The 19,048-nt window shown below is 55.0% G+C and carries 9 protein-coding genes; all 9 read left to right on the top strand.

All coding sequences use genetic code 11. From position 1 onward, the window contains the following. The first annotated feature begins 4 nt into the window (after window positions 1-4). Entirely contained in the window at window positions 5-901 is an 897-nt protein-coding gene (locus CCY01nite_RS01400; RefSeq protein WP_146857517.1) for a DUF5017 domain-containing protein, read from the top strand. 298 nt (window positions 902-1,199) lie between these two features. Further along, window positions 1,200-2,267, top strand: coding sequence for a LacI family DNA-binding transcriptional regulator (locus CCY01nite_RS01395; protein ID WP_146857516.1), 1,068 nt, complete (start codon window positions 1,200-1,202; stop codon window positions 2,265-2,267). Between the two features lie 238 nt (window positions 2,268-2,505). Then, window positions 2,506-3,702 (top strand): Gfo/Idh/MocA family protein, encoded by a 1,197-nt coding sequence (locus CCY01nite_RS01390; protein WP_146857515.1) that lies wholly within the window; start codon window positions 2,506-2,508, stop codon window positions 3,700-3,702. 219 nt (window positions 3,703-3,921) lie between these two features. Continuing rightward, window positions 3,922-6,699, top strand: a complete 2,778-nt coding sequence (locus CCY01nite_RS01385; RefSeq protein ID WP_146857514.1) for a SusC/RagA family TonB-linked outer membrane protein — start codon at window positions 3,922-3,924, stop codon at window positions 6,697-6,699. 10 nt (window positions 6,700-6,709) lie between these two features. Beyond that, window positions 6,710-8,401 (top strand): RagB/SusD family nutrient uptake outer membrane protein, encoded by a 1,692-nt coding sequence (locus tag CCY01nite_RS01380; RefSeq protein ID WP_146857513.1) that lies wholly within the window; start codon window positions 6,710-6,712, stop codon window positions 8,399-8,401. Between the two features lie 24 nt (window positions 8,402-8,425). After that, a complete protein-coding gene (locus CCY01nite_RS01375) occupies window positions 8,426-11,476 on the top strand; it encodes a SusC/RagA family TonB-linked outer membrane protein (protein ID WP_146857512.1) in 3,051 nt (1,016 codons plus the stop codon). A 9-nt stretch (window positions 11,477-11,485) separates the two neighbouring features. Further along, window positions 11,486-13,231: a RagB/SusD family nutrient uptake outer membrane protein gene (locus CCY01nite_RS01370; RefSeq protein WP_146857511.1), complete on the top strand. Its 1,746-nt coding sequence runs from the start codon at window positions 11,486-11,488 to the stop codon at window positions 13,229-13,231. A 5-nt stretch (window positions 13,232-13,236) separates the two neighbouring features. Further along, window positions 13,237-16,626: a TIM-barrel domain-containing protein gene (locus tag CCY01nite_RS01365; protein WP_186830842.1), complete on the top strand. Its 3,390-nt coding sequence runs from the start codon at window positions 13,237-13,239 to the stop codon at window positions 16,624-16,626. A 37-nt stretch (window positions 16,627-16,663) separates the two neighbouring features. Then, a complete protein-coding gene (locus tag CCY01nite_RS01360) occupies window positions 16,664-18,958 on the top strand; it encodes an alpha/beta fold hydrolase (protein ID WP_186830841.1) in 2,295 nt (764 codons plus the stop codon). The last annotated feature ends 90 nt before the right edge of the window (window positions 18,959-19,048 follow it).

The following is a 19,048-nucleotide window of genomic DNA, read 5'->3' as shown; positions in this document are numbered from 1 at the left end:
TTTTATGAAGCAACTACTTTATATATTGACAGGGATGGCTTTTATAACGGCCTGCAGCACGAAAGACGTGCCAGAGCCGGAATTTGCCGTGACCCCGCGCAGCGAAAACTATGCGCTGGGCGATTCCTCCTTCTTTTATTTCACCGGCAACCCGTATTACATCACCTTCTATTCCGGTGAACAGGGCGCCGAGTACCGGTACCGTAACAGGATCACCGCCGCCGGCACGCCGCAGCTCGAATTTACTTCCTACCGCCAGGGCGGCAACCAGGACAATTCCCTGCAGCTGATGATCTCTACGGACTTCCCCGGTATTTATGATTCCGCCAGCGTTTACAGTGAAAACACCCACTGGACGGACATCACAGACCGCGCGACCCTTTCCACAGGTTCGAACAACACGAAATCCGGCGTTGTGGACCTGTCAGATTTTCTGAACGACGGGAAGCCCGTATACATCGCGTACAAATACACCGGCCAGAACACCAACGTGGCACAGCGCACCTGGACGATCCCGCTGTTCACCGTTACCAATGTGCTGGAAGAGGACGACCGGAAGATGCCGGTAGCTGCCAGTGTAGCGGACGCCGCCTGGGCCGTGGTGAAGATAAAAAACGCGAATGTGCAATGGAAAATATCCGCAACCAACCTGAAGGTCACCGGCGGCGCGGCGGGTAGCGAAGAGGCCGAAAGCTGGGTGATCACCAAAGCACTGGTGCTGAACAAGGCTACACCCGATAAGGGCAAGCCCATCAAGAACATGGCTGCGAACGCACTGGCGTCCCATTATTATATCTACGCCAACCCGGGTACCTACACCGCCACTTTCGAAGTATCGAACACAACGGTGTATGAAAGCAAAACTTCGGTGAAGGAAGTACCGGTGACGATTACGCCCTGACGGCGCGTTTCACCCGCTGACCGCTATGGTGCAGATGGGAAGCTTCTTTTGTTCCATCACCCGCTGACCGCTATGATAACACTATATAGGATGAGTAGCCCTTCCGGTTTACCGGGAGGGCTTTTTTATGTGCCTTGCTGGCGTCTTCACACAAAAGACAACCCAAGCCTTTTTTGCCCCTGGCGCCGCCGCGCAAAATGCGTACATACGCCAATACCCTTTTTTACCAGCCGATGCGTGTACGTGCACTTTTTATCATTACCTTTATTCATCCAAAGTTTTTTTCCAGGATACAGACATGAAAAAAGAGAACAGCACACAGTTGTACGGTGTAAAGGAAATTGCAAGAAGGGCAGATGTGTCCCTCGCCACAGTGGACCGTGTTATCCATAAAAGACCAGGCGTTTCCGCCAAGACGCGCGACAAGATCAACAAGATCATCAAGGAGCTGGACTACCAGCCCAACCTGCTGGCAAGGCAGTTGGCCTCCGGCAAGACCTGGCGCATCGCCACGCTCATCCCCAAGGTATCCACCGAAACCGCTTACTGGGAAGCCCCGCTGAACGGCATCCAGCAGGCCGAAACAGAGATCCGCCAGTTCGGTATCAAGATCGAAAAATATTTCTTCGATCAGAATGACAAGGCATCCTTCGTAAAACAGTCGGAACTGATCCTGAAAAGCGGTGTGGACGGCATTCTGCTGGCCCCTTCGTTTATCGAGGAATCCATCCGTTTTACCGGCATCTGCCAGCAGCAGAAGATCCCCTACGTTTTTATCAACTCTGACATACCGGACCGTGACAGTCTGTGTTACATCGGCCCCCATCTCTACCGCAGCGGCTACCTCGCCGGCCACCTCGTCAGCTACCTGGTGACCGCTCAAAGCAAGGTGCTGGTGCTCAACATCTCGCGTGAAATTGAATACAATCACCACATCCGCCGCAAGGAAGAAGGCTTCCGGACGTATTTTAAAGATAACGGGAGGAATAACGAGATCATTACCGTGGAGATCCGGAATGCCGATCATTCCGCTGTGAAAAAGAGCCTGGCGCCGCTGCTGGAAAAGCACCCGGATATCGGCGTGATTTTCGTGACCAACTCAAAAGTGGCCGTGGTGGCAAATTACCTGGAAACCATCGGCAAGGGGAATGTGCTGCTTATCGGGTATGACTTTATTGAAGACAACATTACCTGCCTGAAGAACGGCTCGGTGGATTTCCTGATCTGCCAGAAACCCCAGGAGCAAGGCTACCGCGGCGTGATGACGTTGTATCAGCACCTCGCCATGGGCGCCACGCCGGAAAAGGTATATCACATGCCGATCGACATCCTCACAAGAGAGAACTACGCCTTTTATAAGAATTGATGTAAACGCCGGCCGTGCTTTTGCACGCCTGGTGAATGCCGGCTGGCATCAGGCAGCCCCTGCCGCACTTTTTGCCCAACCGGCGAAGACGCAAGCCGGTACTGAATTAACCCTCCCGTCACCTTTTCCGGAATTAACGGTAAACCGGCGCCTTTTTTTCAAAAAAAATCGCAAAATCCTTTCCGTTCTAAATAATAAGATATATTTTCGGGCACGTGCACGTAATTTTTCAATCAACATGAAAACTTCACTTCACCGCCGACAATTTATTACCACCAGCGCGCTCACACTCGCAGGCTACGCCGCTATGGGCGCAGGATTGAAAAGGTTCGCCGCAGACGCCCCCTTGCGGGTTGGACTCATAGGCTGCGGCAGCAGGGGCGGTGGAATAGCCTCCGTGATGAAAGACTTGCCGCAACTGGAACTGGCCGCTTGCTGTGATATCATTGAAAAGAATCTGCAGAACGGCATGAAGTCCGCCGCAAAGAACGCAAAAGCATACAGCGACTACCGCCGCCTGCTGGAAGACAAGCGCATAGAAGCCGTGATCATCGCCACACCGCTGCACCTGCATCACAGCATGGCGGTAGACGCCATCAGCGCAGGCAAGCACGTGTACCTGGAAAAAACAATGACCTACGATATCCCGCAGGCGCTGGACCTCGTGCAAAAGGTCAATGCCTCGGGCCGCATCCTGCAGGTAGGCCACCAATACCGCTATTACGCACTCTACCATAAAGTAGCCGAAGTGATCGCCAAAGGATGGCTTGGCAAGGTAACGCAGTTCGAATGCCAGTATAACCGCAACGCCAACTGGCGCAGGCCGGTAGCCGATCCCTCGCAGGAACGGCTGGTCAACTGGCGCATGTATAAAGAATATTCCGGCGGTCTGGTGGCAGAGCTTTGCGCGCACCAGATCGATATCGTTAACTGGCTCGTGAACGCGCATCCTGAAAAAGTAACGGGCTTCGGCGGCATCGACTTCTGGAAAGACGGCCGCGAAACCTATGATAACGTACGCCTGCTTTATGAATACCCCGGCGGCGTGAAAGCCAGTGTTACATCTCTCCTGATGAACGAATACAAAGGCTATTCCATGCGCATCCTCGGTTCGAAAGCCACCATTGAAATACAACGCGAGAAAGCATTTTTATATTCCGAAGCCGGTAAAAAGCAACTGGGAACAGTAGACGGCGTAACAGGCGCCACCGTGGAAGCATGGACGCATGGGGACGGCGTACTGCTGGCATTTCAGGACGACAGGAAAGATCCTACCGCACATGCGCTCCTCGGCTTTGCCACCAGCGTGCAGCAACGGAAACAACCCGCTTCCAACGTGCAGACCGGCAGGGATGCCGCGATTGCCGTGCATATGGGCAATGCCGCTATGGAAACAGGACAGGTGCAGTTATGGAAGCCAGAATATTCGGCCTGAACATCTCAATAAGAACAAATTTTTTAATCGATAAAATAAATCCACGTTATCATTTACACAAATTACGGGCACGTGCACGTTTTTTTTGAATACGAATGACAGATCAACCAGAAAATTAAAAATGTTGAATATGGACGACCATTATCTGCGCGCACCCGGGCGCCACGAAAACGGGTTAGTATCTATGATTTAAGAAACGCTAAATTCAAACACTTCTTTATGGAACAGCTTTGCCTGAAATGGAGCATGCTGCCGGTCCTCTTACTGTTGATGATGGCGTCGCCAATCCGCCTCCACAGCCAGTCGCCCGCAGCTCCGGATTCTATTCCACCGGAAACGGACAGCCTCCGCCAAGTCTTATTCGTACCACAACAGCAGCACCGCCTGGTGCAATCCACATCGGAGATACGCACTCCGCAACTCGAAAAAACGACCTCCGCTTCTTTCGGCGGACTGCTGGCAGGCCACCTCGCGGGATTGTACGCCACGCAATCCACCGGCGAGCCCGGTAACGATCTGTACAGCCTCCTGCTGCGGGGGCAAACGCCTTTTGTTCTGGTAGACGGCACACCGCAACAGATCAACTACATCAACCCCGAGCAGATCGAATCCATCACCCTGCTGAAAGACGCGCTGGCAACTGCCATGCTGGGTATGCGCGGAGCAAGGGGCGCGCTGAACATCACCACCAAAAGGGGGGTGAAAGGCAAGCAGCAGATATCTTTCAAAGCAATGGCCGGCATACAGCAGGCCATCCGCCAGCCGGAGTTTCTCAATGCATATGACTTTGCACGCCTCTACAATGAAGCGCTCGCCAACGACGGGAAAGCGCCGGTGTATTCAGCCGAAGCGTTGGACGCTTACCGCACGCAATCTGATCCTTCCCGCTACCCGGACGTGAACTGGCAAAACGAAATACTGAAACCGCAGACCAGCTTTCAACGCTATGACCTGACCGTTTCCGGCGGTGGCGATGCCGCGCGCTATTTCGTGAACCTGGATTACCTCGACCAGGAAGGGATGTTCAAAACCGCATCGTTCAACAAATACAATACGAACGCGGATTACAAACGTTATACCTTCCGCTCCAACGTGGAAATGGACCTCCATAAAATGCTGACCGCCAACATCAATGTTTTCGGGCAGATCCATAATATGAACCAGCCCGGCGCTACTACGGAAAGCATCTTCAGCAACTTCCTCGCCACACCGAACAACGCTTATCCCATGCTCAATAGCGACGGATCGCTGGGCGGAAACTCGGATTACGCCAATAACATTTACGGCCAGTCCGTTTTATCCGGCTACCGCCCTTCCACTTCCACCGATTTTAAAGCGGACCTTGCCCTGAAAGGCAACCTGGATAATGTGGTGAAAGGATTGTGGATCAGGGGCACGGCTTCCTATAAAACCTTTCTGACGGAAACCATCAACCGCAGCAAGGCGCTCGTTGTGTACCAGAAGATATCAGAGCCCGGTCACGAAGACGTGTACCAGCAATTCGGCACCACCGGCGACCAGAGCAATTCCGGCAGCATCAGCTTCCGTGAAATGCAGTTTTATACCGAGCTGGCCCTTGGCTATACCCGGCAGATAAATGAACATGGCCTCGAAGTGCTGGTGCTCGCGAACAACGATCACCGCCGCTTCGGCAATGAGCTGCCGCAATACTTCCGCGGTCTTTCCGGCCGTATATCCTACAACTTCCGCGGTAAATACCTCGCGGAACTGGCAGCCGGTTACAACGGCACCAACCGCTATCCTTCCGGCAGCCGCTACGGCCTCTTTCCGGCAGTAGGCGCGTCGTGGGTGATCTCCAAAGAAAGCTTCCTTTCCAGGCAAGCTGCCTGGCTGGATGATCTTCGCCTCAGTGTTTCTTATGGCAAAACCGGCAATGCGCTGGACGCAGGGTACTTTGCCTATAATCAATATTACGCCAGCGGCGGTTCCTATAATTTCGGCAATACGCAAACCGCCGCGCCGGGCATTGTGGAAGGCGACATCGCCAATCCCTATCTCACCTGGGAGAAAGCGGACAAGTTCAACGCCGGCATCAGTGGCGCGCTGTTCTCCAACCGCCTTTCTTTCAACGTGGAATACTTCTCGAACAAGTTTTACGACCTGCTGCAAACCCGCGGCGCTTCCGCCGCCATGGCGGGTATGACGTTCCCCATGGAAAACCTCGGCATCAACCGTTATACCGGCGTCGACCTGCAATTGCTCTACCAGGGCGGGAAAGGCAGCTTCACCTATTTCGTGGCGCCGAACGTTTCATTGCTGCAATCGAAAGTTGTTTTCAGTGATGAAGTGTTCCGTCCATATGGATGGATGGAGCGTACAGGCATGCCCGTTGGGCAGCGCTTCGGCTACATCGCGGAAGGTCTTTACCAGTCAGACGCGGAGATCGGTTCATCACCTCAACCTGCCGGCTACACGCCGGTGCCGGGAGATATCCGCTACAAAGACCTCAATGGCGATAACATCATCAACGAGTTTGATCAGGCCGCTATCGGCACTACAAAACCGATGATGTATTACGGCATCACCATCGGTGCGGGCTGGAAAGGTTTTGATATCAGCGCGCTGCTGCAGGGCGTGGAGAACCGCGATCTGCTGCTCACCGGCAACGGTCAGTGGGAATTCCAGAGCGCCGGCAGGAGCCAGGCTTACGCACATCATCTCGGAAGATGGACGCCCGGGACCGCGGCAACGGCCACCTATCCCCGGTTGTCCATCGGCGCCAATCCCAACAACCACCAGACCTCCTCTTACTGGATAAAGTCCGGCGACTACGCGAGGCTGAAGAACCTGGAAGTGGGGTATACGCTGCCGTCGCACCTCGTTCGCCGCGTGAGAGTGGGCAGCGTGCGGGTGTTCTTCAACGCCACCAACCTTTTTACGCTCACATCCCTGGAAGGCGTGGACCCGGAAGCGTCTAACCTGGCATTATATCCCATTCAGAAAGTGTTGAATGCCGGCATCCACATCAAACTCTAAATACAAAGGCATGAAAAATATAAGCTACATCTTGTTGATCATGGTATGCGTTACCGCAGCCTGCAAAAAAGATATAGAGCAAGAGCCAAAGGAACTGCTGACCGAAGACCTGATCTTTGATCCGGTGGACAGGTCCGGCACCTACGCCGAACAATTCCTCAACGGCATCTATTCCAGCCTGCCCACCGGCTTTAACAGGGTCGGCGGCAATTTCCTGGATGCGTCCACAGACGATGCCATTTCCTCGCAGGACGGCACCAGCATCGAAAACCTCTCCAAAGGCAGGGTGAGCGCCAGTTCGCATCCTGACGACGCCTGGGCGAAAAATTATACCGGCATCCGGAAAGCGAACCTCTTTTTGTCGAAAGTAGACAGAACAGGCAACGCCGCCGAAGTGCGCTCCTTCTGGAAAGCCGAAGCCCGCTTCCTCCGCGCGATGTTCTACTTCGAGTTGCTGAAACGCTACGGCGGCGTACCGCTGGTAGGCGATACTGTTTTCAATTATACAGACGATCTCCGCTATGAACGCAATACGTTCGCCGAATGCGTGGATTACATCGTACAGGAATGTGATGCGATAAAAGACCTGGTGCGCCCCGACCCATTGAGCACTAACGACTGGGGCCGCGCCTCCAAAGGCATTGTGATGACGCTGAAAGCAAGAGTGCTGCTGTACGCCGCCAGCCCGCTGTTCAACGGCGGCGTGGTGACCACCGACCCGCAACGGGCCGCGCTGCAGGGCTATCCGTCCTACGACGCAAACCGCTGGGATGCCGCCGCCAAAGCCTGCAAGGATGTGATCGATCTGAATATCTACGGACTGGAATCCAACTACCTCAACATTTTCACCACCCGCAGAAGCACCGCCGCAAAGCCGGAAGTGATCCTTGCCTTCCTGCGCAATTCCACTACGGACGTAGAAAGAAACAACGGCCCCATCGGCTTCGCGAACCAGGCTAACGGTGAAGGCCGTACGAGCCCCACACAGGAGCTGGTGGATGCTTTCCCGATGAAAGACGGTACGCCGATCGCGGAGGCAGCGGACTACGATCCCGGTAACCCGTATGTGAACCGCGATCCGCGTTTAGGCCACACCGTTCTTTACAACGGCGTAAAATGGCTCAACAGGCCGCTGGAAACGTTTGACGGCGGGCTTGACAAGCCGGACAGGAACGTGATACAGACGAAGACGAGCTACTACCTGCGCAAGTTCATGGGCAACTTCACCAGCGCCACGCAATACGCCAACACCTCGCACAACTTCATCATTTTCCGGTATGCGGATGTGGTACTGGGTTACGCCGAAGCACTGAACGAATTTGCCGGGCCTTCTGATGAAGTATACCAGCAGCTGAAAGATATCCGCAAACGCGGCGGTATCACCGCCGGGGCGGACAACATGTACGGCCTGGAAGAGAACATGAGCAAGGAAGACATGCGCGAAGCGGTCCGCGGCGAACGCCGCAGGGAACTGGCTTTCGAAGAGCACCGCTACTGGGACCTGCGCCGGTGGAAGACCGCGGAGCAGGAGCTGAACAAAGACCTGACCGGCATGAAGATCACCGCGCTGGACGGCGGCGGGTTCTCCTATGAAAGAGTAACGGCGGGCAAGGTCATGTTCGCACCGCACATGTATCTCTACCCGATCCCTTTCAGCGAGATATCAAAGAATGCCAACCTCCTGCAGAACAGCGGCTGGTAGTACTAACCAATAAAGGAAATTCTTATGAAATATATTTTCATCACCATCATATGCTGCTGTGCGTTGCATGTATTCGGGCAGCAGAAAGCCGTCAACGGCAAGGTCACGGACCAGAACGGGCCGCTGCCGGGCGCTACCATCTACGAAAAAGAAGTGCCGGCCAATGGTACTTCCAGCGAGCCGGACGGCAGCTTCCGCCTCACTTTACAGGGAACCGCCCGCACATTGGTGGTTACCTACATCGGGTATCTTTCCCGTGAAATAACGGTGCCCGCCTCCGGCAACCTGGAAGTGCAGCTGCAGCCGGACGCGAGAGGCATGGAGGAAGTAGTGGTCGTGGGTTTCGGTACACAGAAAAAGATCACCAATACCGGCGCGATCAGCTCCATCAGTGGCGACAAGATCCGCCAGAGCCCGAGCGCCAGCTTGCAGAACGCGCTGATGGGCCGCCTGCCGGGGTTTATTTCGCAGCAGCGCTCTGGCCAACCCGGTTCCGATGGCGCGATCTTCAACATCCGCGGGGTGAGCAGCTTCAATGGCAGCTCGCCGCTGATCATTGTGGATGATGTGGAATATTCCGGTGTGATCTCCGACATTGATGCGGACCAGATAGAAAGCCTCACGATACTGAAAGACGCGGCATCTACCGCGGTGTATGGTATCAAGGGCGCGAACGGCGTAGTGGTGATCACTACCCGCCGTGGCAAACGCGGCCGCCCTGCTATTACTTTCCGCTCGGAAACCGGACTGCAGGCGCCTGTTTACCCGCTCGAATTCCTCGATTCCTACGAAACCGCCAAGCTGCGCAACCAGGCGCTTGTCAACGACGGACTGCCGGAGGAATTTACGGCCGAAGACCTGGAGCTTTTCAAAAGCGGCAGCGACCCTTACGGCCATCCGAACATCGACTGGACGAAAGAACTGCTGCGCCGCACGCCCGTGCAGCAACGCAATAACCTCAACATTTCCGGGGGAACGGAAAAGGTGAAGTACTTTGCGTCGCTGGGATATATTTATCAGAACGGTATTATCAAGGATTTCAGCACCGCCGCCTCCGATGTGAACACCAACTTTTATTACAAACGTTATAATTTCCGTTCCAACATCGATGTACAGGCCACCAAATCATTATCGCTGGCGCTGGATGTTACCGGGAAGTTCGGGGAGCAGAACATCCCGAACTCGCAGGGCCGCACCGGCAATATCTTCTTTGAGCTGAGCGACTTTTCTTTCCTTCCGCCATACGCTTATCCTATTTACAATCCTGACGGCTCTTTCGGCGGCAACCGCACGTCCACCCTGGCGCAAGGCTCCAGCAACGTCATCGGCCGCCTGTCCATGCTAGGATACAACCGCGATTTTTCCAATGAAATGATCCTGAACCTGAAAGCCAAACAGGACCTGGACATCATCACGCCGGGCCTTTCCGTCCGGGCGCTGGTAGGGTATACGAACCTGAACAGCTATTCCCGCGACCTCACCCGTCCCAACTTCCCCTCCTTCATCTACGATCCGGAGGATGAAAGTTATACGCCGTATGAACCGGACCTGTACAGAACGCCGCCCTACAGCCTGAGCTATTCCGCCGGCAGCATGCGGAAGCGCGTCAACTTCCAGGTATCCGCCGACTATGACCGCACTTTCAACAAAACGCATCACGTGTATGCGCTGGCGTTAATGAACCAGTTCACCTATGCGGCAGGCGCCGGAGAACCGGAAAATTTCAGGGGATACAGCTTCCGCGCGGGTTACGACTACCGCCAGAAATATCTGCTGGAATTCAATGCGGGGTACAACGGCACCGACCGCTTCAAGGCAAGCGAGCGTTATGGCTTTTTTCCCGCGGTATCCGCCGGCTGGAACATCTCTGAAGAGCCCTTCTTCAAAAATGCCCTGCCCTTCATCAATCTGTTCAAACTCCGCGGCAGCTACGGCATCGTAGGCAGCGACCAGATCAGCAGCGGCGGCCGTTACATCTACGAACAGATCTATCAGCGCGGCGGCGTATACTCCATAGGTGAAGCCCACCGCGCGCTGGAAGGCATCCGTGAGGGAACGCTCGCCAACCTGAACGTGACCTGGGAAAAAGAACGCTCCATGGACCTCGGCATAGACGTGAACATGTTCAAGGGAAAGCTGAAGCTGGTGGCTGATTATTTCGACCGTTACCGGTATGACATCCTGCTGAACAGGAGAAGCGTTCCCGAATACAGCGGCGTGGCCGTACCGCCGGTGAACATGGGCCGGATGAGCAACAAAGGCGTGGAGTTTGACCTGACCTGGAGCGACCGCATCGGTCAGGTAGGATATACGGTGAACGGTAACATGACCATGACGAAAAACAAGGTGTTGGAAATAGACGAACCTTCGCCGGCTTTCCCCTGGCTCGCTGAAACCGGCGGTACGTACGGCCGGACGAGAGGATATGTATACGAAGGATTTTACAGTGAAGCGGATATCGCGGACCCGAAAGTGCCGAAGCCCACGACTACCGTTAAACCCGGCGATCTCAAATACAAAGACCTCGATGGTGACGGCGTGATCAACATCAACGACCAGATGTTGCTGCCCTACGCCAATGTGCCGGCGATGGTCTACGGCCTGAACCTAGGCGCGAACTACAAGGGCCTCAGCATCGGCATTTCCCTGCAGGCCGCCACACAGTTCACGTTCCGCTACACCGGCATCCAGATCATTCCTTTCGCCAACAACCTCCGCGAAATACACAAAGACACCTGGACGCCGGAAAACACCAGTCCCGCGCTCCCGCGCTTGTCCCCGGACTGGAAGAGCACCATCAACGACCCGTGGAACAGCGTATCCGATTTCTGGAACAGGAGAGGAGATTACCTCCGCCTGCGGAATGCGGAGATCGCCTACACGCTGCCGTCGAAATGGTTCGGCCGCATCGGCATCAGCAACGCGCGTGTGTACGCGAACGGGTACAATCTTTTCACCTGGATGCTCGTGGACGAGAACATCTACGACCTGGATCCTGAAAGCCCCACGGCTACGCAGGAAATGACGTACCCGCAGCAAAAGATCTACAACTTCGGTTTACAAGTATCCTTTTAATTCAAGCATATGAAAAAGCTGGTAATATATTCTGTTTTGATTTGCGCCACCGCATTGTTCTCCTGCAGGCAGACCGATCTGCTGGACGCCAAGATCAATACAGACCTGAATGAACAGTCCGTCTTTTCAGACAGTGCGCGAACCGTGGATTTTCTTTTCGGCATTTATGCCGATATCGCGCACAACTGGCAATACTACCGCCGCCCGCAGGTACGCGGGTCATTCTCCGACGCCTGTGATGAATCGGTGAACCGGTATTCCAACCAGACGTTCCATTACCCGATCAACGGCGCTTTGTCCAGCTCCATCTGGGCCCCGCCGATTACCGATCCCTGGACCGTGGGCTACCGCAACATCCGCCGCGCCAACCTCTACCTCGCAAAAGTAGGGCAGTCGCCGCTCTCCGACGCACTGAAACGTTCCTCCAAAGCCGAAGCCCGCTTCTTACGGGCATGGTTCTACGAAGAAATGATGCGCCACTATGCGGCAGTGCCGATATTGGGTGATACATTGTTCAATATCGATACAGACTTCAATCAGCCGCGTAATTCTTACGAAGAATGCGTGAACTACCTCGTCAGCGAACTGGATGCGATCGCGCCGGACCTTCCGCTGGAGCAGCTGCCGGAGAATCATGGCCGCATCACCCGCGGCGCGGCGCTGGCGTTGAAAGCGAGAGTATTGCTGTATGCCGCCAGCCCGCTCTTTAATGGCGGCGGTTTTGGTGAAACGGAAGCGCAAAAGCGTGTAGTAGGTTATCCCACTTACGATGCTACCCGCTGGGCCAAAGCAGCCAAAGCCGCGGAAGACGTGGTGAACCTGCATGTATATTCGCTGTATGAAGATAATGTGACCGCCCCGGGATACGGCTTCAACAGGGTGTTCCTCATGCGCAAGAATCCCGAATACATTTTCCAGTTCATGCTTGCGCCGAACAGAAGCCCCGAAAGCTGGATCTTCGCGCCCAGCCGCGGTGGCTCCGCTTATTCCCTGCCTACTCAGAACCTCGCGGAAGCATTCGGCATGATCGACGGAAAGCCCATCGTAAGCGGCGGCCCGATAGAACAATCCCCGCTTTTCGATCCGCAAGATCCGTTCAAAGATCGCGATCCCCGCTTCAATTACACCTTCTGTTATAACGGCACGCCCTGGTTCCTCGGCGCCACCAAGCAGAAAGAACCGATCTACACTTACGTGGGCGCCCCGAACGACGGCTTCGATAAAAGAGATTATCATACCGGTTATTTCTGGCGCAAGATGCTGGACGATAACACGGCATGGACCGGCGGCGCCAACACCGAACGCTGCCTGCCGATGATCCGCTACGCGGAAGTATTGCTCGGCTACGCCGAAGCATCCAACGAATCGGACAATATCGGCGTAGCGTATGATCAGCTGAAGCTGCTGCGCAAAAGGGCCGGCATCCTGCCCGGCAGTGATGACCTCTATGGTCTTCGCCCCGATCTTACAAAAGATGAAATGAGAAAGGTGATACAGAATGAAAGGATGGTGGAGCTGGCGTATGAAGAGCAGCGCTTCTTTGACGTTCGCCGCTGGAAGATCGCCATGGAAACGCAGAACGTATTGATCCGCGCGATGAAGATCACGAAAACAGGCGATACCTATCAATATGAGATCGTCCCTGTCAATCATCCGAACAGGCAGTTGCAAACCGTTCCACGCACGCACCTGATGCCGATCAACCAGGCGGAGATCGGACGGAATGGCGCATTGATACAAAACCCGGGATACTGATGATGATGAAAAGGATTTTAACTGTGCTGCTGCTGACGATGCAGCTGGCATACGGACAGGAGCAAAAACAAAAATGGGGCGTTACCGCCATCACCATTCCCGCGAAGGGAGTGACTTTGAAAGAATTTTACAGGGCCGGCGGCGAGAACAGACCAGCTACGCCAACGGCCTGCAAAATAACGTACACGAATGATACCTTGTACGTGCAGTTCAGCTGCACCGAGCATTTTCTTTCCTTTCCGGCTGTAAGTCACCAGGTAGACTGGTACGCAACCCTGGGGCAACCCACAGACCAGGATGCCGCGTTCCCGGATAAGGTAGACCTGTACATCACGCCGGAGATCGGCCGGCCGGCGTATTACCATTTCGCTGTGACGAAGGACGGGCAAAGCTTTGGAAGGCAATACGCAAAAGTGATAACGCAGGCCCAGGGTTTTACCGATGAGAAAGCCACCGCGAAGTCCGGCGTAATAGAGAATTTTAAAGCGGATGTACAGAAAGCGGAAAAGACATGGACGGTGACAATGCGCATTCCGTGGAAGACCATCGGCGGCAAGCCTGCCGGCACTTTCGGCCTTATTCCGATCAGAACGCGCTGGCGCGAAGCGGAAGTGAGCAGTCCCGTTGCGCTTGACTTCACGGAACGTGCGGCGGACGATCTTTATATTCACAGCCGGTTAGGCAAACGGGCGTCCGTAGAGCAGGCAAGCGCTACGCTGGACGCCTTGCCTTCCGGCGCCCTCCGCTGGAACCGCCCGGTTTCATTGATATACCCCAATCGGGGCATCATGGAGGAGATATGGAAAATGCAGCAGCAGCTTGATCAGCCGACCGGTGCAAAAAATATCCAGCAGCGCATCCGGCTCACGCAGCACTGGATGGACCTCTTGCTGCTGGAAGGTTTCAACTTCGGCAGCACCACCGGCGGCCTGCCGGAAGTGAACATGTTCGCGTTCGAGATACGCCGGAAAGTCAACAAGGCTTTATTAAACAATGATATCAAAACTGCCGGGCAGCTGCTCGATACTTATCTGCGGGAGTTGAACAGTTTGTCCCGCCGCTGGTTCGCAGACGGCTCGCCCGGTAACATTTTGCAGGATAAATGGATGGCTGTTGATGCGGTGGAGGATATAACAGTGGAGGATAAACGAATCAGCATCCGGTGCGCGGCATCCGGTCATCCTGTCCTTTTTTATCTCTCCCTTCCCGAAACCGGCGGCGTTCGCCTGCTGGCCGGCAGGGAAGGGTTTTTCAGACCTTCGGGGCTGCTGCCGCTGCAAGCTGTGCCGTCTGCTGGCGGCATGCAGGTAAGATATGCAGGCGGCTCCATCGATATATCCAAAACAAATGCAACGATCTCGTTGAAGGATCAGGCAGGCGTAGTGAAGCATGTGGTATCGTTGAAGGATATACGATTTATTTTTTCCGGAGATGCTGCGGATGCTTCCGGTTCGGTTCTCGCCGCGAATGACGGTGAGAACGGGCTGCCCAACCGCTTTGTTTCAGGCCAGGCGTTTATAGCAACAGACAGCCGCAGCGCTCTGCAACCCGGCGAAGTGATCTTCGGTTTCGGAGAGAAGAACGACCGTTTTTCGCAAGTGGACAATGTACTCACGCTCTGGGGCGCGGACGACTGGACGGGCCTTACCGTGGGCCTGAAGAACGAATCCTACAAACCGGTGCCCGTGTTCCATAGCTCGCGCGGCTACATGGTTTTCAACAACTCTTCCTACCGCCTGCGGGCGGACATCGGCAAACAGCAAAAAGCCCGCTACCGCCTGACGCAGCACGGCCCTGTTTTCGATTATTATTTCTGGACGGAAACACCGGAAGAAGCATTACGTTCCTATACCAGCCTCACCGGAAAACCGCTGCTGCCGCCGAAATGGGCCTTTGGCACCTGGATGGGCCGTACCGGCAGGCGCTGGCTGAACACGCCGCTGAAAGATCCCGTTGCGGAACAGCAGCGCGTGACCAAACGTTTTGCGGAGCTGGACATTCCGCATACCGCCATTTACGCGGAAGGCATCGGCTCCAACATGCCGGAGCTGCACAGTTTCATGGCGCCAAGGGATATCAAAGTGCTTTCCTGGCATTATTCGTCCATTCCCGAAAAGCAGCAACGGGCTTTGTTTCCGGGGCGGAAGGTGGATGCGCTTCCCTTATTGAAAGCGAATCCGCGGGATCTTCCGTCGCGGGACATCGGTTATGTGGATTTCAGCCATCCGGATGCGATGGAGCTTTCCCGCCGCTGGTGGAAGCTGCGGCTGGACCTGGGCGTGGCGGGAAGCATGATAGACTTTGGGGACAGGGTGCCGGAGGATGCTGTTTTTTATGATGGAACGAAGGGCGATGAAATGCACAACCGGTATTCGTACGATTATCACAGAACTTACCATAACGTTTTTAAAGAAAGAAGGGGAAATGACTTTATATTGTTCGGAAGAGCAGCGTCGCCCGGTACGCAGCAATGGGCCGCGCAATTCGGAGGGGATGTACGTTGTAACTTCGACGGGCTGCGGGGTTCGTTGACAGGCGCGTTGAATCTCTGCGCCGGGGGCTTCTCCAACTGGGGCAGCGACCTCGGAGGATTCCGCGGCTGGTCTGAACCGGCCGTGTACATGCGGTGGACGCAATTCTCCTGCTTCAGCCCGCTGATGCGCTGCCACGGCCGTGAACCCCGCGAGCCCTGGGAATACGGCGATGCGGCGGTGGAGAATTACAAAAAATTTGTGTGGGTGCGTCAGAACCTGCAGGAGTATATTTATAACGCCGCCGCTGATGCGCACCACACCGGCATTCCCATCATGCGCGCGATGGCCGTGGCTTTCCCCGCGGATAAGGATCTGCATGCCAATGCCGATCAGTACATGTTTGGCCGGGATATGCTCGTTGCGCCGGTGATGCGGGAGGATACGGTGCGCACCATTGTTTTCCCGGCAGGGAAATGGACGGACATGTGGACGGGAAAGGTCATGCCGGCCCGCGCGGAGCTGGCAGTTTCGCTGCAGTCGATACCCGTGTTCTTACGTGAAGGCGCCGTTGTGCCCGTGAAGCTGAACAGCGCGCTCCGCTTCGGTGAAACAATGACGAATGATAAAGTTGGCGCGATGATCATCACGCGGCCGTCCGTTTCAGATTCTGTACGGTTGCTGAATGATAAGGGAGAACAGGCCGCAGTGACGTTGCAGGTGACGAAGGAAGGTTTCCGTATTTCGCTGCACAATCTGCCGGAGGTATTGTATCTCGTGGTGTATGATGCCGCGGGCGGTACGGTGGAAGCGGTGCCGGAATGGGACAAGGAAACCCGTCACGAAGAAGGCCGGCTGATCGTGCGGTTGCCGCGTGGTAATTCCAAACAGGTATTCATCAAAACAAACCGGGATGACAGGTAACGAAGCGGTTTTTTACAAGTATGCTGATAGGCGGAACATGGCTGCACAGATCGATATGCCGCGGGCGGGCGGTGTATTTATTTTACTCTTATTGCTCATCTCCGCGGGCAGCCTGCGGGCGCAAACTGTTACGGACAAACGAAAGAAATTCCTTGAAGAGATATTGTCCATCAATACGCCCAACGAGCACCGCTTCCCCATCAGCCGCCGTGTTTCCTTGCTGGATAGCACCTGGAAGGACTGGCAGGCAAGAACGGGAGAATTGCCGCCGGATTTTGATAACATGCCTTCGCATCCTTTTTTGCCGGAGCCTTTGTTGGATGAAAAGGGCAGGAAGATCAGCACACGCGAAGCCTGGAACGCGCGGCGCGACTGGATCAAAAAGGAATTTCAGCATTGGGTGTCCGGCAGTATTCCGCCCGCGCCGGGTAATGTAAAGGCGCAGGTATTGTCAGACAGGATGGAAGGAAAAGTACGGGTGCAGATGATCAGGTTGCAGTTCGGGCCGCAAGGCAGGGCGCGCATGACGCTGGAGCTGATGATCCCGCCAGGTGCGGGCGCGCGGCCGGTGTATATGACGCAATGGACCCACCGCAGCTGGGCGCAGCTTGCGCTGCGGCGCGGTTACATTACCTGCGTATATGCCGCGGCTGACGGGATGGACGATACGGAGGCTTACCAGGCGCTGTACCCGGAATACGATTTTTCACTGTTGATGCGCCGGGCCTGGGGGGCTTCGCGGGTGGTGGATTACCTGTTCACCCGTAAAGAAATAGACACCGCCAGGATCGCGGTCACCGGTCATTCCCGCAACGGCAAACAGTCCCTCTGGGCAGCCGCTTTTGATGACCGGATCGCCGCTGTGGTCACCAGCAGTTGCGGCACCGGGGGGATCACGCCATTCCGCTACAGCGATCCGCAATATTGTAACCAGACGATCGACGATATCTGCGCCAATGCCGCACACTGGTTCCATCCGCGCCTGCGGTTTTTCTTCGGGCGGGAAGACCGGTTGCCGGTGGATCAGAACCTGCTGCTGTCGCTCATTGCACCGAGAGCGCTGCTCATGCATTACTCGATCGTGGAACGCCAGCTCAACCCCTGGGCCAATGAGCAATGCTATCAGTCCGTAAAAAAAGTATATGATTTTTTAGGAAAAGCAGACAACATCGGCGTCTTTCCCCGGATGGGCGAACATGCCGTAACCACGCGCGACCTGGAACGTTGCCTGGATTTCCTGGACGACCGCTTTTCCCGCCGGAAGCTGCATTGGGAGAACGTATTGTATTACGCCAATACCGGCACTCCCGCAGAACGCCCGCCGGTAAAGCCGGTGTTCCTCTCCGCGCGCTACAGCGATACTACCGCGTTTAAGCCGGACAAACAGCGGATACTGCACAACCTGCAATGGCTGTTGGGAGAAGAGCCCCCGGGTGTTTGTCCCGCCAGGATCACGCCCGGCCTGCCTTCCCGGCAGGACTGGATCAGCAGCATCACCGGAAGGCCGCAGGTGCCCGGCGCCAGGATCATTCATCTTACCCCGTACAATTCCATGGGCGATCACCTGAGCGGCATGTTGTATTGCCCGGCTGATACCGCCGCGCATAAAAAGATGCCCGTCATTATCTACCTGCATCAATATGCATACGCGCATGGATTTGCTTTTGGGTATAATAAAGACGGCGGCAACGGTAACAGCAAGCTCTTCCGGAAGCTGATCGAAAAAGGGTATGCTGTGCTGGCGATCGACATGCTGGGCTTTGGAACACGCATTGAAGAAGGGAAATATTTTTATGAACGTTATCCGCAATGGTCGAAGATGGGGAAGATGGTGAATGATGTAAAGGCTTGCGTAGATGCGTTAACGGGTTTTGATGATATCGATCATCAACGGATATACGTTTTGGGGAATACCATTGGCGGGAGTGTAGGATTGATGGCCGCGGCGGAAGACGAAAGGATCGCCGGCGTTGCGGCAGTGGCGGCATTTTCTCCCTGGCGGAGCAGTAACCGGCAATATGAAAGCCTGCGTACTTATTCCGATCTGCATGGATTTTTGCCGGCGCTGCGCGGGTATGCGGAAAAGCCCGGCGAGGCGCCGGTGGATTTCGGAGAGATATTGTCCTGCATAGCGCCGCGCAAGCTGCTCGTTATTGCGCCTTCGCTGGACAGGCATGCGGATGCACAAGCAGTGCGCCGGACGATGAACAATGTGGAAGAAATATATCAGCTATACAACGCACCGCAGCAACTGGAGTTTCAAACGCCTGCCGAGATCAACAGGTTGTCTGATAATATGATAGGACAGGTGCTGCGGTTTTTTGCAGGATGAACATAGATACTCCGGATTTAACAGCGATTCGGACAGCATACAATTTTTTTGACAAGTGGTTTTGATTTACCAAAGAAAATGTACAATTTC

It is taken from the genome of Chitinophaga cymbidii, assembly GCF_007992715.1.
Lineage (GTDB): Bacteria > Bacteroidota > Bacteroidia > Chitinophagales > Chitinophagaceae > Chitinophaga > Chitinophaga cymbidii.
This window is presented reverse-complemented; position numbering and strand designations above follow the sequence as displayed.